General features: G+C 57.7%; 21 protein-coding genes. 5 read left to right on the top strand and 16 right to left on the bottom strand.

All coding sequences use genetic code 11. The features are described 5' to 3' along the window. Positions 1-311: 311 nt before the first annotated feature. The 4 genes from RCJ00_RS08985 to RCJ00_RS08970 all read left to right on the top strand — a co-directional run bounded on the left by RCJ00_RS08985 (position 312) and on the right by RCJ00_RS08970 (position 5,251). Positions 312-1,115 (top strand): IclR family transcriptional regulator, encoded by an 804-nt coding sequence (locus RCJ00_RS08985; protein ID WP_316221472.1) that lies wholly within the window; start codon positions 312-314, stop codon positions 1,113-1,115. A gap of 292 nt (positions 1,116-1,407) precedes the next feature. Beyond that, positions 1,408-3,366: a putative bifunctional diguanylate cyclase/phosphodiesterase gene (locus tag RCJ00_RS08980; protein WP_316221471.1), complete on the top strand. Its 1,959-nt coding sequence runs from the start codon at positions 1,408-1,410 to the stop codon at positions 3,364-3,366. A gap of 225 nt (positions 3,367-3,591) precedes the next feature. Next, positions 3,592-4,035, top strand: a complete 444-nt coding sequence (locus tag RCJ00_RS08975; RefSeq protein WP_316221470.1) for a response regulator — start codon at positions 3,592-3,594, stop codon at positions 4,033-4,035. Beyond that, complete coding sequence (locus RCJ00_RS08970; protein WP_316221469.1) at positions 4,025-5,251, top strand: histidine kinase dimerization/phosphoacceptor domain -containing protein; 1,227 nt, start codon at positions 4,025-4,027, stop codon at positions 5,249-5,251. Before RCJ00_RS08975 ends, RCJ00_RS08970 begins: the two co-directional genes overlap by 11 nt. A gap of 70 nt (positions 5,252-5,321) precedes the next feature. Here RCJ00_RS08970 and RCJ00_RS08965 read toward each other — a convergent pair whose 3' ends face one another. Further along, positions 5,322-5,978, bottom strand: coding sequence for a response regulator transcription factor (locus RCJ00_RS08965; protein WP_316221468.1), 657 nt, complete (start codon positions 5,976-5,978; stop codon positions 5,322-5,324). A gap of 282 nt (positions 5,979-6,260) precedes the next feature. On the opposite strand from RCJ00_RS08965, the gene RCJ00_RS08960 reads away from it, so the two are divergent. Continuing rightward, on the top strand, positions 6,261-7,469 hold the full coding sequence (locus RCJ00_RS08960; protein WP_316221467.1) for a sensor histidine kinase: 1,209 nt from the start codon (positions 6,261-6,263) through the stop codon (positions 7,467-7,469). Between the two features lie 17 nt (positions 7,470-7,486). Here RCJ00_RS08960 and RCJ00_RS08955 read toward each other — a convergent pair whose 3' ends face one another. The 15 genes from RCJ00_RS08955 to RCJ00_RS08885 all read right to left on the bottom strand — a co-directional run bounded on the left by RCJ00_RS08955 (position 7,487) and on the right by RCJ00_RS08885 (position 24,737). Further along, on the bottom strand, positions 7,487-8,854 hold the full coding sequence (locus RCJ00_RS08955) for a S41 family peptidase (protein ID WP_316221466.1): 1,368 nt from the start codon (positions 8,852-8,854) through the stop codon (positions 7,487-7,489). Continuing rightward, positions 8,851-10,005: a serine hydrolase domain-containing protein gene (locus RCJ00_RS08950; RefSeq protein ID WP_316221464.1), complete on the bottom strand. Its 1,155-nt coding sequence runs from the start codon at positions 10,003-10,005 to the stop codon at positions 8,851-8,853. The genes RCJ00_RS08955 and RCJ00_RS08950 overlap by 4 nt, the downstream gene beginning before the upstream one ends. Before the next feature lie 124 nt (positions 10,006-10,129). Continuing rightward, entirely contained in the window at positions 10,130-11,605 is a 1,476-nt protein-coding gene (locus RCJ00_RS08945; RefSeq protein WP_316221462.1) for a S41 family peptidase, read from the bottom strand. A gap of 52 nt (positions 11,606-11,657) precedes the next feature. Next, positions 11,658-12,767, bottom strand: coding sequence for an AraC family transcriptional regulator (locus tag RCJ00_RS08940; protein ID WP_316221461.1), 1,110 nt, complete (start codon positions 12,765-12,767; stop codon positions 11,658-11,660). A gap of 103 nt (positions 12,768-12,870) precedes the next feature. Next, entirely contained in the window at positions 12,871-13,707 is an 837-nt protein-coding gene (locus RCJ00_RS08935) for an aspartyl protease family protein (RefSeq protein ID WP_316221460.1), read from the bottom strand. A 22-nt stretch (positions 13,708-13,729) separates the two neighbouring features. After that, positions 13,730-14,767, bottom strand: coding sequence for a serine hydrolase domain-containing protein (locus RCJ00_RS08930; protein WP_316221459.1), 1,038 nt, complete (start codon positions 14,765-14,767; stop codon positions 13,730-13,732). A 132-nt stretch (positions 14,768-14,899) separates the two neighbouring features. Beyond that, positions 14,900-15,589, bottom strand: a complete 690-nt coding sequence (locus RCJ00_RS08925; RefSeq protein ID WP_316221458.1) for an aspartate/glutamate racemase family protein — start codon at positions 15,587-15,589, stop codon at positions 14,900-14,902. Next, entirely contained in the window at positions 15,586-16,509 is a 924-nt protein-coding gene (locus tag RCJ00_RS08920) for a 3-hydroxyacyl-CoA dehydrogenase NAD-binding domain-containing protein (protein WP_316221457.1), read from the bottom strand. The genes RCJ00_RS08925 and RCJ00_RS08920 overlap by 4 nt, the downstream gene beginning before the upstream one ends. Beyond that, entirely contained in the window at positions 16,506-17,759 is a 1,254-nt protein-coding gene (gene gabT / locus RCJ00_RS08915) for a 4-aminobutyrate--2-oxoglutarate transaminase (RefSeq protein ID WP_316221456.1), read from the bottom strand. The genes RCJ00_RS08920 and gabT overlap by 4 nt, the downstream gene beginning before the upstream one ends. Positions 17,760-17,770: 11 nt before the next feature. After that, positions 17,771-18,142 carry a RidA family protein gene (locus tag RCJ00_RS08910; RefSeq protein ID WP_316221455.1) on the bottom strand — a complete coding sequence of 124 codons (372 nt, stop codon included), beginning with the start codon at positions 18,140-18,142 and terminating at the stop codon, positions 17,771-17,773. Between the two features lie 23 nt (positions 18,143-18,165). Beyond that, the gene (locus RCJ00_RS08905) at positions 18,166-19,641 is read right to left on the bottom strand and encodes an NAD-dependent succinate-semialdehyde dehydrogenase (RefSeq protein WP_316221454.1); all 1,476 of its coding nucleotides are present in this window, start codon (positions 19,639-19,641) and stop codon (positions 18,166-18,168) included. 1 nt (position 19,642) lies between these two features. Continuing rightward, positions 19,643-21,043, bottom strand: coding sequence for an aspartate aminotransferase family protein (locus RCJ00_RS08900; protein WP_316221453.1), 1,401 nt, complete (start codon positions 21,041-21,043; stop codon positions 19,643-19,645). After that, a complete protein-coding gene (locus RCJ00_RS08895; RefSeq protein WP_316221452.1) occupies positions 21,031-22,245 on the bottom strand; it encodes a serine hydrolase domain-containing protein in 1,215 nt (404 codons plus the stop codon). The genes RCJ00_RS08900 and RCJ00_RS08895 overlap by 13 nt, the downstream gene beginning before the upstream one ends. 152 nt (positions 22,246-22,397) lie before the next feature. Further along, a complete protein-coding gene (locus RCJ00_RS08890; RefSeq protein ID WP_316221451.1) occupies positions 22,398-23,387 on the bottom strand; it encodes a LysR substrate-binding domain-containing protein in 990 nt (329 codons plus the stop codon). A 12-nt stretch (positions 23,388-23,399) separates the two neighbouring features. Continuing rightward, positions 23,400-24,737, bottom strand: a complete 1,338-nt coding sequence (locus RCJ00_RS08885; protein WP_316221450.1) for a peptide MFS transporter — start codon at positions 24,735-24,737, stop codon at positions 23,400-23,402. Between the last annotated feature and the right edge of the window lie 17 nt (positions 24,738-24,754).

Here is a 24,754-nt window from a genome sequence, read left to right as displayed (position 1 = left end):
TATTGTAAAAGGGTGACCTTGGATTCTATGGCCTTAGGCCATTTCCAATTGATCATCCGGTCAACGCACGTCGCAACCAAGATGGCACAGTAGGTAAAAAATTCAAAAGTAAAATTTATTTTTAAATGCAAATCCCCGATGTCGTTGAACGGCATGGCAATTCAGTTTCTCCCTTCGCCTGCTATACGTGTCGCTGTTTTTGCTTTTCATATATGGTGGCGATTGGTAAGACTTAATTCAAATCAGCAGGGACGCTGCTAAACGGCCGCGACGGGATCGCCCGCCGATGAGCGGACGCATGAAGGCAAGTTATGGCGAAACCAGACGTATCCGTTCAGGACGAAATAGACGAGAGCGAACTCAAGTATCGCGCGCCTGCGTTGGAAAAAGGACTGGATATTATTGAGCTCCTGGCGACATCGCCCAAACCCATGCCACCAAAGCAAATCTCTGAGCACCTGAACCGATCTGTCAGTGAATTGTTCCGCATGATTGCCGTTCTGGAGCATCGCGGCTACGTGATCATGGCTGAAAATCAGAACGGTTACGAACTGACGAACAAGCTGTTTTCGCTGGGCATGTCGCGCGGCATCAGCAAAAATCTGCTCGACTACGCTATTCCGGCAATTCGGACGCTCAGCGACGAAATTCTGCAGGCGACGCACATTGTCGTTGCTTCGGACGATCAGGTGGTCGTGATTGGCCAGATGGACGCGCCCGCCGCTCCCAGCTTTCACGTCCGCGTCGGATATCGTCAGGGTATAGTCGAAGCGATCGCCGGCACGGTTTTATACGCTTTCCAAAACCCGATGAGTAAAGCCGCCTGGCGTAAAGCCCTGCAACCCACCGTATCTGAAAGCGAATGGACGCGCTTTGAGCAACAGGCCATACGCGCACGTGAAAACGGCTACCTGATCGCTCAGAGCGCCTATTCGGAAAGCATTACCGACATTGCCTGCCCGGTCTTCAACGATCGCGGCCTGGTCGCCGCCATCACTATACCCTACATTCGTAGCAAGCTGAGCATCAGTGTCGAGGCCTGCGCTCACGCCCTTGTAGACACCTGCACCTCCTTGTCAAATGCACTCGGCGCGCAGCCGCGCGACGCTTTCTAACCCGTCGTTTAAGGGCGGCACTCATAGCGCACAGGCAGAACATAACAGCGGCGAAGATGGCAATTGCCTGGCGCTGAAAGCGTGTGGTCACCACAATCCGCCAGTTGATCGTCGAAATAGAGAACGTCGGTGAGAGCGGGTGTGGCAGTAGATATTTTCAGGGATCAGGTCGGCAAGTACCTCGCCCCAGTCCATAACAAGTTAACCACTTACCTTATTAGCAAATTCATGAATTGATACTATTCCGGTAACATTACGCTTTGTAGACTTAGTAGGGGTAAAGGTGTTTGCCATGGGGCTATCGCGTTTTTATTCCCGCCTCAGCATCCATCTGACAGGGGCTGAACCATCCTCCACTAACATGTCGATGAAAACCAGCACAGTTGCAGACACCTTTGCTGCAGCGATGCGCACCAGCATGTGCTACTTCCTCGTCTTTGCCGCTTTCTATTTTTTTATTAATACCCTTTTCTACCGTGTCGAAGGTGATCCCGGTTTCGTGCCGGCGGTATCCTTAATTACTCTGTTTATGTGTGTGGCTTTCTGGGCGTACAACCGTCAGCGCGCGTCGGTTATCCGTCTGGAAATTACCGGCCATGTCATCGGGTTTTCTTTTATAGGCAACGCGCTGCTGGATATCTTTGCCGGATACCAACCGATCAAGCTGATGTATTTGGTCCTGCTGGTCCCAGCCTTCGCTGTGTCTGGTGTACGTCCTCGAGTCGTCTACACCACTTCGCTGGCGTCAATCACCGGCCTTCTCGCGGCGGCCTATTGGTTTGACCCAGGTCAGTTCGTAAATTGCTGCTGGGTTGGGTTCACCAGTCTGGTTATAGCCATCGGGCTATCACGGGTGACGCGCTCGGCCATGCTGCGAGCTGTCAAATCCAAGATTGACTCAGACCTTAACCGTGATCAGGCGATGTCGCTCGCCACCTATGATACCCTGACCGGACTGCCAAATCGACGGGCTTTCCTCAAGGCCCTGGACAAACACTTGTCCCACGATGCCAGCTTCTATCTGGGCCTCGTTGATCTGGATGGATTCAAGCCGATCAACGACATCTACGGACACAACGCTGGCGATCAAGTCCTTATCGAAGTTGCCAGACGCCTGAGCGTGGCCTGCGGCGAGGCGTCAACCGTTGCCCGTCTGGGCGGCGACGAGTTCGCCATTATCTTGCTCGAACTCGACGAACCCGGCTTACGCATAGTGGGTGACGCCATTTGTGCCGCTTTGGCCGAACCCTACAGCCTGGATAACGAAACCGCCTATCTGTCGGCGTCGGCAGGCTTCACCGAACGCACCTTGGGTGAGCGCAACCCATCCAAGCTTCTGGAACGATCAGATTACGCTCTTTATGAGGCCAAGGAACGCAGTCGCGGGATCGCCGTGCTGTTTGATCGCGGCCACGAAGAACTCATCCGGTCAACAAAGGCCGTCGAGCAGGCGCTGCGTGGCATTGACCGGGAAAGGGAACTCACCCTCGCCTTCCAACCGCAATACGACTTGAACGAAAACCGTATTGTTGGATTTGAAGCCTTGGCGAGATGGCATAGTGACAAACTGGGGCGCGTGGCGCCGGATGTGTTCATCCGCGCTGCCGAGCGGTCTGGCTTAATTACAAGCCTCACGCACACGCTGCTGGAGAAAGCCCTAGGGGCCGCGGCCGCGTGGCCAAGCGATATCCGGATATGTTTTAACCTGTCGGCGCGCGACCTGCTGTCGCCGAAGTCCGTCGACAGAATACTCGAGGTCGTTCGCGAATCCGGCGTTGCTGCGGATCGGATTGAGCTGGAAATCACCGAAACGGCGATGCTCACTGACTTCACCCAAGCCCTGAGGTCAACCTCGCGCCTCAGCGGCATCGGTTGCCGTATTGCCTTGGATGATTTTGGATCCGGGTATACGAATTTCAGCTACTTAAATCGCATCAAGGTCGACACGGTGAAAATCGATCGCTCATTTGTTTTGGCGCTTGGGCAAAACACCCACGCCAAAAAGATTATCAAGTCGATGATCGAGCTCGCCAGTAATCTGGGCATGGAACACGTCGTGGAAGGCGTGGAAACCGCAGAGGAACTGGCCGAAGTCCGGTCGGTTGGCGCCACGATGATTCAAGGGTATATCTTCGGCAAGCCAATGCCGGCTGACGACATTGCTGCCTACCTATCTAAGCATACCCCCCAGAAATGCGAGTCCCTGGCTCCGAAGCGTATCCAAGAGCTTGTCTCCGATATGGCCGGCTAGACCGCGTCCCCACCTGCTGGCGTCAGATCAGCGCTCTGCACGGGCGTCCGGCCGACGTTTTATGGGTAGTTTCCGAGGATGGTGAAGTCTGCCTGCGTACGATAGGGTTTAGGACGTAAAGCCTCGCCTACCAGCCTCGTTAGCCGCTTATCCAGGCAGCCCGTATCCGTCCGGATCCCGTCGGTCATTTGTGGTCGCGGTTCGCCCGCTTCAAAAGGACCGCAGATGCGGAAAATATTGATCGTCGAAGATGACCTCATGATTGCCGATATGACCGAAGAATTCCTGGTCGCGTCGGGTTACGAAGTTTGCGGCATTGCCCGCACAGTCGACGAGGCTATTGGACTGGCAAAATCCGATGTCCCCGACCTGGCTATTATAGATTTACGTCTGGCGGGGGGTGGATTTGGCACCGATGTCGCGCTAGAGCTGCAAAAAATTAAACGGATAGGCATCCTGTTTGCCAGCGGCAATATTTCACAGTTCAATCTGACATCAGACGACGGCGATGGCTCTTTGGTGAAGCCATATCTGACAAAAGATCTGCTCTGCAGCCTGAGTATCATTAGCGACGTCGTCACCACAGGATCAAGCGACCTGCCACACCCGCGCGGCTTCAAACTTTTGAAGCCCCCCACCCCTGATCGTAAGACCTTGCATGCCCGATAACAACGTCGCCCGAATACATAAGCTTCTTCGACAGCAGGCGGCGATCGCCAGTTTTGGCAGCTTTGCGCTGCGTGAGAACGACCTGCATAAGGTTCTAACCGAAGCCGCCCGGGTTTGTGCATCCGGACTTGATGTGCCTTTCAGCAAGGTCTGCCGCTATCGATCGGAAGAAAATGACCTGCTCGTGGAAGCTGGTTACGGCTGGAAGCCCGGCGTTATAGGCAATGTGGTGTCACGGGCCGATGAAAGTTCTCCACAGGGGCGCGCGTTCATCACGAAAGAACCGGCCATCTCCAAAGATTTGCGCACGGACACCACCTTCGTGCTGCCGGCGTTTTACGCCGACCATGGCATCATTTCGACCGTCGACGTCGTGATCCATATCAAGGATAAACATCCTTATGGCGTGCTTGAAATCGACAACAACGTCCAGCAGGACTACGACCAGCACGACATCGACTTCTTGACGGGTTTCGCCAACGTCCTGGCCGAAGCCGTGGCAACCTCGGCCAGAACCGAGCTGCTTCAGGCGACAATCCAGGAGATGAAGATCCTCGTCGAGGAAAAAGACCGGTTGCTGGATCAGAAAAAGGTTCTTGCTGAAGAACTGCAACATCGGGTCCGAAACAATTTGCAGCTCATCTACGGGATGCTGACCAAGCAATTGGATGACACGAGCGACGAATACGGTCAGCGGGGTTTGAGAGCGATTGCAAGGCGCGTCTTTACCCTGGCAAAGGTCTATGAGAACCTGCTGGGTACCGAGATGACCCATACAACGGATTTCGGCATCTATATGAAATCGTTGTGTGTGAACCTCGCCGAAATCCAGGACGGCAATACAGACAATATCGACCTGACTTGCGAGAGCGCGTCCATTACCCTTGATCTGGATATGGTGACGGCACTCGGCATTATCGTTGCTGAGCTGGTCACGAACAGTTTTGACCACGCCTTTCCTGCGGGAAACGGTACAATAGCCGTTTCCCTGATCATCGGTGCGGACACGCCTGAGACAGCCCGCCTGACGATACGCGACGATGGCACCGGCTTCGTTGAAAAGATCGGCAGTAAGCGCCACGGCGTGGGGCTGGTTCGGCGCCTTGTCCAGCAGATTGGTGGAGACATTAATCTCGCTTCAGACAAGGGCACACTCTGGACGGTGACCTTCCCCGCAATACCCGCATCCGGACCGGATCTGCCAAAGGCAGCTTAAAGCAAACAAGTAGAGTGCCGATCTGATGTAGTCAGATCGAGATGCGCTCCAATGCCGGCGCGGACGCCGGTCACGCCTCTTTTTCCGCGTCGGGTCTCATGACAATTCGTCCCAGTTCCGGCAATGACTTGGCCCCCAGTTTTCGCATAATCGATGCCCGGTGACTCTCAACCGTGCGCTGACTGATGCCGATATCGGCGGCTATGTTCTTGCTGGGACGCCCCCCCACTACAAGCATAAGGATTTCTTTCTGGCGGGGGGTGAGCTTGGCAATATGCTCAGCCGCGGACCTCTGCTCGTCATCGCGTTCATTGATTTGGCGAGAGGCCGTGACAGCGACTTTTACGGAATCGACCAGACGACGGCGCGTCACCGGCTTTTCAAGAAAATCAGACGCGCCGGCTTTCATGGCTTCGACAGCCATTGCGACATCGCTATGCCCCGTCATCATAAGGATGGGTATCCTACTGCCGTTTTTGCGCAGCCAGCGCAGCAGTTCGATTCCACTCATGCCCGGCAAGCGGGCATCCAGTAGCAAACACCCACCCTCGCCGGGTTGATATGTCATCAGAAACGCTTCGCTATTATCATAATCTTCGACCGCCAACCCTTCCGCCTCCAGCAAGCACCGTAGGCCGTCGCGGATCAGTAAATCGTCGTCGACGATGTAAACAATCGGGCGTTTGTCAATTGCATCCGAAGGGGGCGAGATCCCAGGCGCTAACATGTTAGCCGATGACAACCGTGCTGACGACGAACAGACTTTGGGCGGAGCGTGTGAAGCCGTCTGTACCAAGGAACTGCCGCTTCTGCCATTTCAACGAACGCACATGCGGCCGGGATATCCGACGGACAGAGGTGAGCCTGCGTATTTTCCGAGTCTATCACAATTTTCGCCTTCTGAGATATATATTGACTCCTGACTCTAGGCGTTTTGCAAAATAAAAGCTGACGCTCTAAAGTTATTCGGGCCGACTTCGTAATTTTTCTAAAGTCATGGAGCCCCATCATGCGCCTCGCCAGCTTCATTCGTGAAAATATAGCGCCAATAGTTGCCGATTGGGAGAGCTTCGCAATAACCTTAGACCCTTCCGGCGCTCGAACCGAGTCTTTAGTGATAAGAGATCACATTCAGGAAATTCTCGAATTCATAGTGGCGGATATTGAAACCACGCAGACAGACGGCGAGCAGGTTGAGAAATCTCGCGGTGAAAAACCCGAACAGCACTATCCCAGTGCTGCGGAGGTTCACGCGTCATTGCGTTATGATGGGGGCTTCAACATGGAGCAGATGGTCTCAGAATATCGCGCACTGCGGACAAGCGTTGTTCGGCTGTGGAAAGCATCGGGCATCGCGCTGAACATGCCGGACTTTGACGATCTTACCCGCTTTAACGAGTCGATTGATCAGGCGCTAAAGGAATCGATTTCTGACTATTCAAAAAAACTTGAACTATCCCGCAACCTGTTTCTCGGTATTCTCAGCCACGATCTGCGCAACCCTTTGGGCGCCGTATCAATGTCAGCCGAGCTGACAATGAAAATCGGAGAATTAAGTGGCCGACAACTTATGCTTCAGTCTCAGATTGTCGAGAGTGCAAGCCGGGCCAGCGAAATCGTCGGCAATCTTCTGGACCTTACGCGCGCCCGGCTGGGCTCTGGCTTACCGATCATTCGCCACGTAATGGACATGGGCTTTGTCAGCCGCCTGATCGTCGATGAGATGCGCGCCATTCATCCCCATCAGGAGTTTCTGTTAAACGTGTCAGGCGACGTGAGTGGCCTGTGGGACAAGGCCAGGATCGGCCAGGTGTTTTCGAACCTGATCGGCAACGCCGTCCAGTATGGGTTCAGGACCACACCGGTTGCCATACGCGTGGAGGGCGCGCCAAACGAGGTCGTCCTTTCTGTACATAACGAAGGCGTGCCGATTGGTGCAGACGCTCTGCCTACTCTGTTCAACGCCCTCACGCGGGCCCAACCAAACGACGACACAAAAAGCCGGCCGCTATCGGGGAATTTGGGCCTGGGGCTTTTTATTGTTAAGGAAATAATCACGGCGCATGGCGGAACAATCAGCGTATCATCATCCGAAAAAGACGGAACATGGTTCAGGGCGCGCTTCCCGCGAACGGACAAGGTCGTAGACATTAAAAGCAAGACGCTGGGCACCAAACCTGACTCGGCCGCACAGTTATCAGACCGCGTTCCGGTCTGATCGGATCGAAACAGGCGCTAGTTCTTAATGAGAGTGCGGGGTGTATTTTCGCCCTTCCACCACAACTCCATAGCCTTGCCCGTCAGCACCACGTGCAGCCTGTCAACGCCGTCTACCGCAAAAAGATTTTCGGTATTTAGCGCCCGCATTTGACAGGGGCGCGGCCAGAGCGGGTGGCCTGGACGGGCCAGCCACAAAGCGCCGTCCTGATAGGTGACGATATATTTGTCATAGACGCCGGTCAGAGTTTGGGCGACCGCCGGCGACACGGTGACGGGATGCAGGCGCGCCTGGACTTCAATTTTCGCCCACGCATAGTCGGCCCGTTGCTCAGGAGACGCCGAAGAGATATCCAACCGGCTAAGGGCAAGCGCCTGCGCTGCGTCCAGGGCCTGCGCGGGATCGACCTCTATGTCCGGGGTTACGCCGACGCCCTCCCAATTGCTCTGACTTATCGGATGTACCGGACGGCCATATGAGACGCTCAGCATAAATCCCGGAGCAATCGGGACGAAGCTATTGTTATTGGCCGCGCCTGCCGTTTTTGCACCAACCAACTGGCCAAGTTTGAACTGTTGTACATCATAGGCGAACCCTTCCGCCGCCGAGCCGACAGCGCTATCGACCAGCACGTAAAGCGGCTTGCCTATCATCCGTCCCGCGGGGACATTGTCCAGGATGTGCACCTGCATAGGTGTTTCATTGCCCTGCAGGAAGGTGATTTCGAGGGTGCCCGCCTTCATGAAATGACTGACCAGATAGAGGACAGCCTGGCCCGATCCGCCGCCATTTCCGCGCAGGTCGATGACGACGGCATCGCCGCCTTTCAGGAAGCGCATTGCGTCGTCATAGGCCTGACCGGTTTCATCATCGACCCATTCAAAGCCGTCGATTTTCAGGTAACGGATGTTGCCGGGCAGGATGCGCAGGTCGGTTAGACCGAAATTATCATGCCGAGCCTGCGCCGCATCATAGGCCGCCAATTCATCATCCCCACCCGCCTGTGCCGGTTTTTGGGCGGCGGCGTATCTGGCGGGATCGTAGGACAGATAGGCGTGACGATCGTGACTGCTATCACGCAGGTCGGCCGTAATAAGAGCGGCCAACTCAGACGGGCTATCGACATCGTAGCGGCCAGACGTCAGGGACTGATCAAGCTTGGCGATTATGGCGGGCACCGTCTCGGGAAAGACGTAGGTCTTTTGAAACTCTGCCTTTACAGCCGCAATGGCTCGGTCGCGATCCGCACGGGTTATGGCGCCCGCTGCCTCGCCTTGCCTACCTGTCGCGATCTGGGCGTAAGCCGGGGCTGTCCCGATCAGAAGACAGACACCCAAAATGACGGACAATAGGGGCTTTAGGCACGTGACTATGGACTGTGTCATCCCACTTTTCCATTGCCGACGCCCTCAAGCAGCTTGAACCAAGGCGAGACAATACCGTTATCGGTGTTCGCCAGCATTACGACTTCCACATCATCCTGCGGAAATCGCGCGACAATGCTGTTATATCCGCTAATGCCCCCGTTGTGACCGATAGAGAGGTGGCCATAGGCTGTTGTGCTCTCTAGTCCGAAACCGTAGCCATGCGCTGTAATAAAGGCGGGCGGCTTGCCAGGCGGGCCGCCAGACGGCCACCAGATGGACGTGTCGGCAAGTTGGCCATCATTTAAACGTGCCGGCCTTGCCATGGTTGCCAAGTCGGCCTTCGGCAGCAAAGTGCCATTCCATAGTGCGGTTTGCCAAACCATCATGTCGCGCAGACTGGACCGGATTGCCCCGGCCGAAAACGGCAACATACCGTCATCTGCCGCGGGGCTTAGCTGCCCTCCCACCAAGTTATAGCCGATGGCGCGATTGTCCACCTTATCACCCGTGTGGTCGATGACCGTATCCGTCAAGCCGAGGGGCGTGAAAATATGACCCGCCATATAGCGCTCAAGCGGTTGACCGGAAACCTGCTCAATGATGGCGCCCAACAATACGTAGCCTGAATTGCTATAGCTATAATGTGTCCCCGGATCGAAGTCGTAGAGTGTCTCGACCTTCAATAAACGGTCAATGAATTCATCTGCGGTCGTCCAATGCGGACTGGAACCTGGCGGAAAGCCCCGCACGAAATCGTATATACCGGCTGTGTGACTGAGCAACTGAGCCAGTGTGACGTCGTGCCCACGTGGGAATGACGGAAAATAAAGGCTTAGCCGGTCATCCAGTTTGAGCTTGCCCGCATTTTTAAGCTGGATGATGGATATTGCGGTGAAGGTCTTTGTAATCGACGCTATCCGAAAAACACTCCGGTCCGTCACAAGGGTCTTACTGGCCACATCGGCAAGACCATAACCCTTGCTTAGAATAACCTGCCCTTTGTGTTTCAGGCCCACGGCAAGGCCTGCGCACTGACCACTGCTGATTTGTTCTTGCGCCAAACGATCCACGAAACTGGCGCCATGATCGCCCGACGCGGCCAATGACCGAGTCGCCAAACATACCGTTCCAATTCCGGCGCCGACGATTAAATTGCGTCTCGATAACATGGCGTCTCCCGTCCCCATTTCCCGTCCTCCATCTATGTTGGCGACGATATACGAAATCCTTCGTATGCCAAGTTAACTTTCTGACAGGGTATCGTTGCAACGGACAGGCGCGCGTCTAGAACCTTTAACCTCTCAAGTCCTTGATGGCGCGCGCCAAGACTGCGTCTCTCTCCGCGGCGATGTCCTCAATCGTCGAGAAAACAAAAACGTCGGGCAGGAGTCCAGTGTCCAGTTGTGGCGTTTTGGGGTATTGACCGATCAATGGTAGATCAACCTCCAATCCTGAGTTCTTCAGGCGCAGGAAAAAGAAACAGCCCCCATTTATACCGCGCCGGTTTCCACCTGTCGGTTCGCCGTAGATAGAGGCCAGCTTCAAATCGCGCATGACCTGGATAAATTGAAAGGTGGCTGAGCTATTTTGTGCGCTGCTGAGAACGATGACCTTGCCCTTGAAACGCGGCCCTTTGGGCTGGATCGGCTGTATTGCATCACTGTCGTCTGCCAGAGCGAAATAGCCGTTTCCGAGATCTGTCGCGCCTTCGCCCAGATGGTGGAAGCTACGGTCCCATGTGTCCAGACAAGGCCGCAAGTCCTCCGGAGTCGACCGGAAACGAACCAGCCTGTCGATATCAGTAGCCGGCGACACCGGTTCATCGATCAGGTGCGCCAGAATTTCACGGCCGCAGTCCAGACCACCTTCGTTTTCCCGGATATCGATAATCAGTCCCGTGACAGACGTTTCAGCGATCTTCTGGAACATATCGTCGATCTTTGCCCGCCAGTCCCACTTGGCGTCGTAAAGCGCCCAGCCGGGCATTTTGATGACGGCTATGCCAGGCATCGGGAATGAGAGCGTCCAATAGTCGGGGCTGTCACGTGTTGTTTTTTGCGGTGACGCCTTCAAACGTGCGGCGCGGTCGATAGGTTCAATGTTCAGAGTCCGAACATCGCTCTCCGGACGCTTGCGGACCCTCAGCCTAAGTGTGGAGCGGCGGGGCGGATAAAGCAGGCTATGGAAAACATCGAAGGTTTCGAAGGCATCGGCGCCCTGTACATCCAGCAGTTTACGCCGCTTTGCGTCGTTTGAGCCATCAGCCCTCAGGTAGGGCAGCAGTGTGCTCTGAATGTCCGAGACCGGGACGCCGTCGATCGACAGGATTTCACTGCCTCGGACTATTCCATCGACGCCGAGCGGATTGTCGGTTACGACCATACGCGCGCCTGTCCAGGTGAAGAAGAACGGCAGCCGTGTCTTGCGCTCGAAAAGCTGTGCCGCGACACCATCTGACTGATTGTAAAAATTGCCGTAGGTGTGTCCACATTTGATCGCCGCCGTTAGCCGGGCGATGTGCAGATATTGCGTATCTAAGGAGGCCGGCGCCTCAAGCACACTAGCCAAATCGTCCAATCCCGCATTGAATTGTGCCGGCGTCTGATAGCGATAAATGCCGGGATGCAGCAGGGTGTAGGCCCGTCGCAGGGTTGGCAGGTCAGCGCGCAAAGCGGCCGGATCTACTTCTCCCGCAATAGCGGGCAAGGCTGGGTTAACAGCCAGCGCAGCCATACCTGTTAACCAGGACCGACGATTAATGTTATGCATGTGATGCCTCCTGACGCACGGCCAGACACCGCAAATCCGGAGGATTGTCGCCTCATTGGCCGCCTAAATGCGCGATTGGCGGAATCTGCGCCGCCTTGACCTGCCTATAGGCAGAGGGCGTCATGCCGGTAACCGCCTTGAAAGCACGGTTGAAATTAGCCTTGGAGGCAAAACCAGCCTCCGCCGCCAATGTGAGAAAATCGCTTGTTGCGCCGGCATCCAGCCAGTTGGTAATTGCGCGAACCCGGTACGCATTGATAAAGCTACTGAAGCTCTCTCCCGAGCCTTCGCGCAGACCACGCGACAGAGTGCGTTCTGACACGGCCAGACGCTTAGCCAGACTGGGCAATGACAGCGCCTCATCCCGCCACCATCCCTCAGCCTCAATACGGAGGCGCCATTCTCTCACCAGAGCCGAATAGTCTGTTCGCTGCGCCGGCTCCGGCGTCGTGTAGGCATGTGGCCAGTTCAAACCACTGTAACGCCACCCCATAAGTCCCAGGATATAGACCAGCAGGCAAAACGCGATCATCACGGGAAAGCGTTGGAAATAATCGAGGGGATGAACCCACCAATGCCACGCGGAAAATCCGATTGCCATCAGCCAGTACACCCCGATAGTGCCCAATATGGCACCGAGCCAGGCGGTGCGTGGCCGCGCGTCTCCGAACCGTTGGACCAGCCACGCGGTATATGCGAGGTAGGCGCGACCCGACAAAGCCAGGTAGACGCCCAATTGAATGAAATAAAATCCCTGGACGAAGGGGGCGACAAGATGTCGGTCCGTCCCGGTAAACCAGGCCCACTTTTCAGGCATAGGCAACGCGAAACACACGACCTGATATGCCAGATGCATACCCAGCGGCGCAAAATGAAAGCCAAGTCCGTTTGGGCGTACGCCCGTCGTCAGGCAAACAACATAGATCCAAAGCAAGGGGCCGAACGAGAGTGACCAATCGAGCGGGCAAAAGGTGAGCCATGGCCATCTATCATAAGCGCCTGCGTAGCCAATGATGTAGACGACTACGCTCAGCAGAACGGCGCCCAGAAGCATCGACAGCGCGGCATTGGCGAAACGGTTATGTCGACTCCGCAGGATGAGCGCCGCCAAGACCGCGCCATTTGCCGCGCCGATAGAGAGAATTACAGAATAGAGAGTCATAGCCCTACCCGGCCCCTACGGATTAATAGACTTACCCCTACCACCATGCATCAGATTCTGAAATTCGGACGGACCTTACCTCGCGCAGTGATATAAATCCCGTCTACTTCGGTAAGGCGATCCAAACCTTGGCATTGGGGTAGTCGATTATGAGGGTGGTGCGGTAAAAATAGTCCAACCCCACAATACCATCTATCTGGCTGCCGGCAGCGGTACTGATGCCGGTCAAACTGTCCGTTATGGTCACGTTTTTCAGATCGAATTTGACCGTTCCCACGGCCAGGTTTGCATCCGCGCGCTTAACGGTCACCGCCCCGCCCGCACCACCGAGGACGCCTTCTCCTGTGGGCGTAATGTGGGCGCGGGCGGCGGTCTCTGGCGACAGGCTGGTCACAGTGGCGCCCGTGTCTATTTCAAAGGTGAATGGGCCCTCTCCGTTGACCTTTGCCTGGACGAGAATGATCGGCTTTTTTGCCGCCAGGGTGAAGGCGATGGCCTCCCCCTCGGACGGTGCGGACGCCGACAGATCGATCTTGCGCATGGGGTAGTTGATTGAAAATCTGCGATCGCGAAGGAATTGGTAGCCTATGATGGCGTCTACCGGACGCCCTATCTGGCCCGCCATATCGTCGATCATAGGCAAGACGGCAACAGGAGTATGAACCAGTTTCACCGGTCCAAGTGAAAAAAATGGCAGGTCAGCCGTTCGGTAGCCCTGGCGTTTGCTTCCGACCGCGGTCGACGTCTCCGGAACTATTTCATCGGACAGTGCAAGCGACAATGATTTTGCCACCTTAGTGCTCAAGAAAAGCGAAAAGGGCGCACCCGCGCCCGTATCAAGCACGACCGACACCGGGGCACGGCTCTCGCCCAGTTGGCCCTTGACGACGAGTAATGGCGCTTTGGCGGACGCGTACTCAAAAGGAAGGGTATCAAGCATTTTCTCTGGCTCCCGTGCGTGCTTATTTCGCGACCTGTATCCAGGTCGAATTCGGTTGGGTGAGGATTGCTTTGAGGATGGCCTCCGAGCGCTTCTGCCCGTAGCCCTTTCCATAGGCGCTCGATGTGATGGCGACGACCAGGTGACGACTGGGCACAATATAGATCTTGTTGCCGCCGTTCCCTGACGCAAATGATACGGTGACCGGTTGGCCGTCGATTTGCTGGTTTTTGGCGTACCAGAAATAGCCGTAGCCATTCGCATAAGGATCAGTATCCGAAATGGTGACCTTGGGCGATAAGGCGTCAGCAAGCCAGGCTTCGCTGACAATACGGCGGCCTTCATAAACGCCCCCTTCGCGCACCATCTCCCCGATCTTGGCGAGATCGCGCGTCGTCAGCAACAGATTGCCCTGTCCTTTCGTATAGCCAGACGCATCCGATGCCCAGTGCCAGCGGGTGATGCCTAGCGGCGCGAACAAAGCGGTACTGGCGAAGCTTTCCAATGACCTGCCGGTGGCCTTGGCGACCACAACACCGGCCGTGTATGCCGTGACGGAATTGTAGCGATAGCGCAGCCCCGGCGGATCGGCGCGCGGGACAGACAAGACGAAGGCAAGCGGGTCGGCAGCATCATCCATCCTGTCTTCGTTACCCGGCGAAGCCGGGTCCTCATCGAACGCAGCCAGGCCTGAGCGCATGGTGAGAATGTCCCTGAGCGGCACCTCTCCCACCGGGCGGCTCTTCGCCTCAGGCCAGTAAAGGGAGACCGGATCGTCTATGCCGTGGATCGCCTTGCGATCGATAGCGATACCCACCAGAAGCGAGGTGATGCTCTTGCCCGCCGAGCGGATGTCATGCAGCGCGTCTGGCGTTTCACCGTTGTAATAGCGCTCAGCGACGATGTGTCCATCGCGCAGTACCACGACACCCTTTAGGTCAGAATGTGCGTCCTGATCGAAGTGCGTCAGCACGGTGTCAAGCGTGGTTTCACTCCTCGACACAGCCGGCATAAGGCTTGCCACTGCCAATAGGAACACCAGGGCAATCCGGGTCTTCATTGCATTGTCCGATCCCTATTATCGCTCAGGGAACGAATAGCGCCTCCATCTGACCAGCCGTCAATTTAACATTAGGTAATTTTCAAGCGACGACCCGGACGTAAGGTTCAAATTCAGACCTCCCTTGCCTCCCTATCGATCTTGGTCGCTACGTAGTGAACGCTGCAGAGCCACCACAGCGCTGTCTGGAGTCGAGATAACGCGGCGATGGGTGGCGCGTTCTACCGCCCGGTGCGCACGAGCCATTGAAAACTGTCCCAACACGACCGCGTCAACATCTCCAATGCGCCCCGCCGCATCTGCAACGAGACGGTCATGGAGGTCCACATCGCCAGCCTTGAGGGCAGCCAAAGCGCCTTCCGCCAGGACGGCATTGACCTCTAGTGACCGACCACGCGCCTTCGCCATATCAACCAGTTCCCGCTTCAATGCAGCCAGCGAGGGACCGAAGGTTACGATAAGGCCTATGCGGTCGCCTGCCTCAAGCGCCGCTTCAAAAGCCGATTCATTGGGGCGCAAAACCGGTACGGGGAGTCGCGCCTTGACCGCATCAATGGCGGGACCAAAGGCCGAACAGGTGAAAAGGATACCTTGGGTTCGCCCGCCCTTGCCTTCGCTGGCCAAGGCATAGTCGGCCAGAATTTGAAAACGATCCATCATGGCTCTATCCAGCGTGCCGGTGTGCGCGAGATCGACTGCCAGTGAGGTATCGAGCAAGTCGAAGGTATACGCCTCAGGCCATAGCCTGGCGAAGGCTTCGCGGATCGGCAGGACGGATTCTTCCAGCGCATGAATCAGCGCGATGCGAACCGGTTCGTTCATGACAGGTTGACCTGAAGGATGCGGATCAGTGCCGCATCGCGCTCGGCCGCCAAAGCTTCGATATTGCGCCCTCCGGCCTCGTCAGCAATGCCATCTATCAGCTTTTTACAAACGTCCGGCGTCAGCTTGGGCGAGCCCAGCATGACCCAGCGTCGTTCCTGACTGGGACCGAGGTGCTTGAGATAGGCCTCGATGCCACCATCGCCGCCTCCGAGGTGATAGGCCATATGCGCGCCAATCACCGACCAGCGCAGGCCGGGCCCATGTACAAGCGCCGCATCGACCGCGCTGACGTCGGCGATATCCTCGGCGACAATATTGACCGCCTCGCGCCACAAGGCTGAAGCCAGCCGGTTGGCGATATGCCCCACCGCGTCGCGTTTCAGAACCACCGGCTGGCGGCCCAAGCCAGTGTAGAAGGCAAGGCTCAGCGCGCGAATTGCGGCGTCTGCGGCGTAGATTTCGACTAGCGGCATCAGGTGTGGTGGATTGAATGGATGCGCGGTGATCAGACGCTGCGGCCGCTTCATTCCGACTGAAAGTTCTGACCAGGTCAGGGACGAGGTGCTGCTGGCAATGATAACGTAATCATCGATAGCCGCCTCTATCTGCGCGTAAAGTGTCTGCTTGAGTTCCAGCTTTTCCGGCGCATTTTCCTGTACCCACGTCGCGCCAACGAGCGCTGTTTCCAACTGATCGGTGAGGGCCAGGCAACCGGTATCGGGTCTCCCCGTCGGCATCAGTTGCCACACCTGCTTGCGGGCGTTTTCGACTCGTTGCTCGAAACCAGCCAGCACTGTCGTAGATGGGTCCCAAGCCACGACGTCGTGGCCATGAGCGGTCATTAGGGCGGCCCAGCTCTCACCGATCAGACCGCAGCCGATGATGGCTATCTTTTGCCGAAACAACCCCTCTGTCATCGGACCAGCGCGCCTTCCAGCACATCCAGCCCTTCATCGATCAGGGCATCTGAGATCGTCAAGGGTGGCAGGAACCGCAGGGTTTCACCAAAGACCCCGCAGGAAATTTGGATCAAGCCCCCCTCAAAGGCCTTGCCGATGACGGTCTTGACCGTTGCTGCATCCGGCAGGTCAAAGGCGTTCATAGCGCCCAGGCCGCGTATATTCGTGACCGGTTGGAGATCGTTACGCTGCGACCATTGCGTAAAGCGACTGCGCAGGCGCTCACCGATTTCAGCGGCACGCGCCACGAGGTCTTCTGCCTCGATAACATCCAGAACGGCCAACGCCGCCGCGCAGCTGAGAGGCGCGCCGCCATAGGTCGAGCCCAGGCCGCCACCATCCACCGTATCCATGATCTCCGCCCGTCCGACGACCCCCGAAATCGGGAAACCACCACCCAAGGCCTTTGCCATGGTCATCAGGTCGGGTTCGACGCGACTGTGCTGCATGGCGAACATCTTGCCGGTGCGTGCAAAGCCGGTCTGCACCTCGTCGGCGATCAGCAGAATGCCATGCTCATCGCACACCTTACGTATGGCCCTGAGCAGTTCCGGCGGGGCGATATGAAAACCGCCTTCGCCCTGCACCGGCTCTATGAGGATCGCCGCCACCTGATCGGGATCGGCGTCGGTTCGCAGGATACTGTCGAGCATCTTGAGACTGTCTTCAACAGTCACGCCGTATTGTGCCACCGGAAAAGGGACGCGCCAGATCTCAGCAGGCAGGGTGCCGAAGCGTTTTTTATAAGGCACCACCTTGCCGGTCAGGGCCGTGGTCATCAGGGTGCGGCCATGGAAGGCACCGGAAAAGGCGATGATGCCTGTGCGGCCGGTGGCGGCGCGGGCAATTTTCACCGCATTCTCAACTGCTTCGGCGCCGGTATTGAAGAAGATAGTCTTGGTGGGGGCCGCAATAGGGGCGATTGCATTCAACCGTTCGGCCAAGGCGATATAGCCTTCATAGGGCATAACCTGAAACGCGGTGTGGCTGAAGGCCTTGAGCTGTGCTTCAACCGCTGCGACCACCTTCGGATGGCGGTGGCCGGTATTGCAAACGGCGATGCCGGCGGCGAAGTCGATATAACGACGGCCTTCGATATCCCATATCTCGGCGTTCTCAGCGCGTGCCGCAAAGACTTGAAGACCGTTGACCACGCCTTTCGGAATGGCGGCGATGCGGCGGCTATATAGTTCGGCATTGGTTGTCATGATGTTTTTCCTCAGGCCGCAGCCACGGTTTCGATTTCAATGCACCAGCGGGCGTCGTAGAGCCCCGCTAGAACCACGGTAAAAGCCGGCTCTGCACGCATGCCTAACACGTCATTGCGCACGGCGATCATCTCGGGAATGTATTGCCGATCGGCCAGGTAGACGCGTACGCTGACCAGGTTCTCCAGCCTCAGACCGGCTGCCTCCAGTTGATGAACGACATTGGCCCAGGCCAAGCGGCACTGGTCGCTAATGTCGGACGGAACTACGCCATCCCTGTCCTGCGGCACCTGACCGGCGATAAACACCAGGCGTTCGGCCTGGTCGACGGCGCAGGCCTGGGCCCACCCCGTCCCACTTGGGTTGATCGGAGTCTTTTTCATTTCAATTTCCGTAACTTAAGACGTTAAATGCCCCCAAGGGCGAGGTATTTGATCTCGATAAAGTCTTCGAGGCCGTATTTGGAACCCTCCCGGCCCAGGCCGGATTCCTTCATTCCGCCAAAGGGGGTTGCGGGGTTGGAGGTCAGGACTTCGTTGGCGCCTAGCAGGCCATATTCCAGCGCTTCACCCACGCGGAAGACCCGACCAATGTCGCGCGTCCAATAATAGGCGGCCAGGCCATAGGGCGTGTCATTGGCCAGTGCGATAACCTCGGCCTCGGTCTCGAAGGAATACAGCGCCGCCACGGGTCCGAAAATCTCGGTGCTGAATATGTCCATCTCCCGCGTGGCTCCCGTTAGCAAGGTCGGCGCAAAATACTGGCCGCCGCGTTCATGCAGGCCGCCGCCAAGCGCCAGATAGGCCCCCTTCTCGACTGCATCCTTCACCAGACCACCGACCTTATCGAAGGCTGCCTGATTGATCAGCGGCCCAATGCGTGTGCCAGCTTCCAAGCCCGGCCCGACCGGCATTTCCGCGATAGCCGCCTTCAGGCGCGCGGCAAATTCCGCCATGACACCCGACTGGACGTAAATACGGTTAGCGGCGACGCAGGCCTGACCGGCATTGCGGAACTTGGTGATAATCGCCCCCGCCACCGCTGCGTCGAGATCGGCATCGTCAAAGACGATGAAGGGGGAATTACCGCCCAGTTCGAGCGAGAGCTTCTTCACTGTGCCTGCACACTGCTGCATCAGCAGCTTGCCAACACGAGTCGAGCCGGTGAAGGAGATTTTGCGCACGTCCGGGTGCGTCGTCAGCACACCGGCAACGTCTTCTGCGCGTTTAGCGGTCACGACCGACAGGACACCGTGCGGGAAACCGGCGGCCTCGGCCAGCATTTGCAGAGCGAGCGCCGACAAGGGCGTATCCTCGGCCGGCTTGATGACGATGGTGCAGCCCGCCGCCAGCGCGGGCGACACCTTGCGCGTGATCATCGAGCTTGGAAAATTCCACGGTGTGATGGCGCCCACCACGCCGATCGGCTGTTTCAATACCAGGCAGCGCTTGTCCGGCGCATGGCTCGGGATAATGTCGCCATAAAGGCGCTTACCCTCTTCGGCGAACCACTCGATGAACTGCGCACCGAAGACGATTTCGCCGAGAGCCTCGGCCAGCGGCTTGCCTTGTTCCAGAGTGAGGAGTTCGGCTAGCGCATCCTTGTTTTGCAGGATCAGATCGTACCAGCGGCGAAGTATATCCGCCCGGGCCCGCGCCGTCAGGGCGGACCAGTCGGCAAGGGCTGACTTCGCGGCGAATACCGCCGCCTCGGTTTCCGCCACGCCCATGTCGGGTACATCGGCGATATGGCTACCGTCAGCCGGATTGGTGACCGCGAACGTGGCCGTGGTGCGATGTCTCAAGCCCAGCTCCTCGGCAAAGGCTGAGGTCTCGAACAGCAGTTTGGCGCCAGCGGAGGACAGGTTATGCGGGGACGTCATATCAGATATATCCAAGCTTTTGGGCCGTGGCATCAAGCGCGCGCGTCAGGATGGCAACCATGTCGTTGATTTCGTTCCGGGTGATGGTCAGGGGCGGGCTCATCACCATGGATTGTCCGACGGCGCGAGCGATAAGCCCCTTGTCGTAACAGGTTTCGCGACAGAAGATGGCGGCGTTGTCCTCCGGAGTGCAGACCTCGCGCGTCGCTTTGTTGCGCACCAGTTGCAGGGCCGCCATCAGGCCGACACCGCGGCGTTCGCCGACCAGCGGATGGCTTTGCGCCAGGTCTTCCAGCCGGGATTGGAAATAGGGGCCGATATCGTCACGCACACGCGCGACCAGATTTTCACGTTTAATAATGGCGATATTTGCCAAAGCCACGGCGCAGGCCACCGGATGACCGGAATAGGTATAGCCATGCGGCCACAGGCCACCCCGCTCAATGACGTCGAAGATGCGATCATGCACCCCCACCGCCGCCACCGGGATGTAGCCGGAGGACAGGCCCTTGGCCATCGGCATAAAGTCAGGCTCTATGCCGATGGTCTGCGAACCGAACCACGATCCGGTGCGCCCGAAACCACAAATGACCTCGTCGGCGATCAGCAGGACATCGTATGTCTTGCAGATGCGCTGAATTTCCGGCCAGTAGGTCTCTGGCGGTACAATCACGCCCCCTGCCCCTTGTATCGGCTCAGCAATAAAGGCCGCCACCGTATCGGCACCTAGCTCCAGGATGCGCGCTTCCAGTGCCTGTGCAGCCTTCAGGCCATATTGCGCCGGCGTCAGGTCGCCGCCATTCACATACCAGTGCGGATGTTCGATGTGCGTGATCTGCGGCAACACACCGCCATCATTGTCGTGCATCAAGGGCATGCCGCCGAGACTTGAGGTCGCCACCGTCGAGCCGTGGTAGGCCAGGGTCCGGCTGATGATGGTGCGCTTGTGCGGCTGGCCTTTCAGCTGCCAGTAGTAGCGCGCCAGGCGGATAATGACTTCATTGGCTTCCGAGCCCGAATTGGCGAAGGTGAAGTGATTGATGCCATCCGGCGTCAGTTCGGCCAAGACCTCGGCCAGTGCGATCATCGATGGCGTAGCGCTCTGGAAGTGGTTGTTATAGTAGGGCAAAGCCGTCATTTGGGCGTGAGCGGCATCGGCCAGCTCAGGGCGACCATAGCCGACATTGACGCACCATAACCCCGCCATGCCGTCCAGGATGCGGCGGCCATCGCTTTCGATGACATGGCACCCCTCGGCCCCGGTGATGATGCGCGAGCCCTTGTCACGGATCACCGCCGGATCGGTAAACGAATGAAGATGATGGGCGCGGTCCGCCGCCTGCCAGTCAGCGGTGGTGCGAGGCGCTTCGTTGCGCGGCCAAGTTTCGGTCAGCGTGTCCATGATTTCAGCACCTCTACCGTGGAATTGAAAAAATCGTTGTCGAGAATGGCCTCGGCGCCGCGCGGCTTGGCACGCGAACTCAGGACGGCGATCAGCACATCCTGCGCCGGATTGAGGTACATGTACTGGCCGAAAATGCCACGCGCCGCATAGGCGCCGTCGGCCAGGGACCCGTTGATGTCGGGGACGGTCCACCACATGTAGCCATAGTCGAGCCGTTCACCGCCAACCATGCGCGACGCTCCGGCCTCGGCCATCCAGCCCTCGGGCAGCACGGACTCACCATCGATGACGCCGCCGTTCATAATGAAACGGCCAAAGCGGGCATAGTCGCGCAAGGGTGCGCATAGCCCGGAGCCGGCGACTTCAAGACCGCCCGGCGCCTCCAGCCACCAGTAGGCGTCCGCCTCCATGCCGAGGCGAGACCAGATGCGTTCCGACAGATAATCCGACAACCACCGGCCCGTCGCCGCCTTCACCAGGGCGCCGACCACATGGGTTTCGCCGGTCGAATAGTTCCACAAGGTGCCAGGCTCGGCAACGCGTGGCAGGGAGGCCATCAAACGCATAATTTCACCCGGCTTTTGCGCCACCTGCAGGGCCAGCATTTTCCGGCGCTCGGACGCCGGATTGACCTGAGTATCGTCCCACTTCACGCCGGAGGTCATCTGCATCAGGTGACGGATGGAAACCCCATCATAGGCCGAGCCGGCCAGTTCCGGCAGGTAGCGGGTCAGCGGCTCTTCGACGCTCTGGATATAGCCATCATGAATGGCGCAGCCGACAAGCGTGGTCGCCACCGACTTGGCCATCGACATCGACACCCAGTGCTCTGATGGTGCATTGCCCAGTTCGTAGCGCTCATGGACAATCTCACCGTTCTTCATAATCAGCAGCCCGGCCACGCGGTTGCGTGAGACATAGTCATAGAGGTCATAGACGGCTTCACTTTTTGGGCCATTGGCCTGAATTGGAAAATCCTCAATCTGGTTTGCAGCATAAGACAGGGGCCTGACCGGCCCACCACGGCGGATCACCCGCGTGGCAAAGGCGCGATGGGTGTTTTTCAGGGTATGCGCCTGGAAATCCGGCATGAGCTGCCCGGCATATAGCTCGGTCATGTCACCGACATCGCTGCCGGTAATGCCCTCTTCGATCGGGGAGACCATCGCCGGCATTCCCGGCATCTGCAAACGTGACAAAAGCGATCCCCTCTATGGTAGTATTGACGCCTAATCCCTACGCCCAAAGCCCCCTTGAGCGAAGGTGCGAACCATGGAAAGGGCGGTGCGCCCAAAACACCACGGCAAACAATATGCCTTATAATGCAATAGCTTATGCCAAAAAAAAGCGCTTACGCTGCCGGCCGGTTAAAGCTGGCCAGTTCCTTATTGAGTTCATCAAGCAACCAGCGCCGATAGCGCCGTATCAGCGGCGTCTCCCAACGGTCCGCGCGACCGATGATCAGATATTTTCCCTCGGTATAGGGCTGGAAAGCCGGATTACCCCGCCCGATTTCCACCAGTTGTCCCGACTTGAAGAACGCCTGCCCTACCAAAGCATTGACCAGTGCCACCCCGCGGCCGTGAAGGGCGGCATCGAGTGTCAGATGGCCCTGCCACAGGCGTGGGCCGGTCAGGTCCAGTTCGTCATAGACCCCGTGAGCGGCCAGCCAGTGCGCCCAGCTGTCGAAGTCCATCTCATGCAGCATCCTCTGGTGAATGAGGTCGCGCGGCGTCTCGATGGGTCCCGCCTGGGCGAGATATTCCGGCGAGGCCACAGCCATGACAGCGACGCTGGCCACTTCCTGGGCGCGCATTTCCGCCGGCAACTTGACCGTGACGCGGTAGGCAGGAACAAAACGGATCTCGATGTCGGACTCGTTGAGTCCCGCCAGGGCGTTACGGTCAAGCGAACGCAGTTCGATATCGACATCGGGATGCAACTTCTCGAACATGCCGACCCGGCGCGACATCCAGTGCAGCGCAAAGCCGGGCGAGCAGGCAATGTTGAGATGATTGTGATAGCCACGCCGCATCAGGTCGATGGTGGAGGCGGCAATAGCATCCATGGCACTGGCGATATCCTTATGGTAGCGGCGCGCATCCTCGGTCAGCACCACCCCGCGCGCCGTGCGCTCGATCAGGCGCGCGCCGGTCCACTGCTCCAGTGTTTTCAGGTGGCGGCTGATGACCGCATGGTCGCGGCCGAGGCTCCTCGCTGCTTGGCGTACCCCGCCGAGACGCGCCACGGCATCAAAGGCGCGCAAGGCCTCGAAGGGCGGAATGGTCTTGCGTGACGGCGGATTATAGGCGGCGCCGCGATCCTCTTCATGCGTATCCATCCGGCACTCCAACTATACGGGCTTCGGCAACAAGATGCGGCGCAGCGGCGCATAAAGTGCGAGCAATATAAGCGTGCCCGCCAAACCAATCCCTGCATGTAACAACCAGAATAGCGGTGGATGCAAGGGCTCGTAAAAGCGGCCGAGCCAGCCTGAAAAAATACCGGCAATGAACAGGCCAATATAGTAACCGCCGACCATCATCGATTTGACCTGAACGGGCGCACTGCGGGCGACCAAAGCCAGAGCAACCGGTGAACACAGCAAATATCCCGCGCCGATGACAAAGTGAAAGACCAGCGGCCAGACCACCGCCACCTTGCCACTGCCAGCCACCCACTGGCCCACGCTGAGCAACAGACAACCGCCGCCGAACAGGGCGCAGCCAATGGCCAGCTTGACGATATCGGTGGGCTCCAGCCCACGCTTTCCCAACGCTTTCCACATAGCCATAGTCACTGGCGTCAGGGCCAATACGGCGAAGGCGTCCAGCGACTGGAACCATGTAACAGGTATGCTGAGGCCAAAGCCGATACCGAGGCTGACATCATCGCGCAGCCATACCGGATAGGTGTTCCATATCTGGGATTGTACCGTCCAGAACAGCGAGGTGATCAGGATCAGTCCACACAGCACCCCAATTCGCCCCCACTCGGCGCGGGTCATGCGTGCCAACTGCGCTTCTGTTTTCTTCGCGGGCTCCTTGAAATGTTTCAGGCCGCGTAAATAAATGCCAATACCAACCAGCATGCCTACACCTGCGGCTCCGAAACCATAGTGCCATCCGTAGAGCTCGCCGAGCGTGCCGCAGACGAGCGGCGAAACAAAAGCCCCGACCACCACTGACGTAATATACAGGGTGTACCCGTCGTCGATGCGGCGATCGCCCTCTGGATAGAGCGCCCCGACCTGTGCCGCCAGATTGCCCTTGAGAAGCCCAGCCCCGCAGATGATGCAGCCGAGAGCCGGCAAGAAGGCCGGTTCGAATGCCATCAGAAAATGCCCGATGGCCAGCAGCAGCGCCCCCGTCAGCACCGCCGGAGTGCGCCCAATAAGACGGTCACCGACCAGCCCACCGACGACAGGTCCGAAATAGACCAGGGCGACATAGATGCCGAATATTTGCGCCGCCAGCGCCTGCACTGACAACGGCCCAGTGACGCTTTCAACCAACGATTGGAAGGTACTGAATCCCCAGACGTGATCAACCACGCCCGGCTTCAGCAGGCGGCCCGTCATATAGAGCATAAGTAACGCCTGCATGCCGTAGAAGGAGAACCGCTCCCACGCTTCGGTAAAGGCGATATAGGCCAGGCCTTTGGGATGCCCCATAAAATCGTCTTTGCTCATCAGGCACTCCACAAAAA

The organism is Asticcacaulis aquihabitans (genome assembly GCF_032490435.1).
Taxonomy (GTDB): Bacteria; Pseudomonadota; Alphaproteobacteria; order Caulobacterales; family Caulobacteraceae; genus Asticcacaulis.
This window is presented reverse-complemented; position numbering and strand designations above follow the sequence as displayed.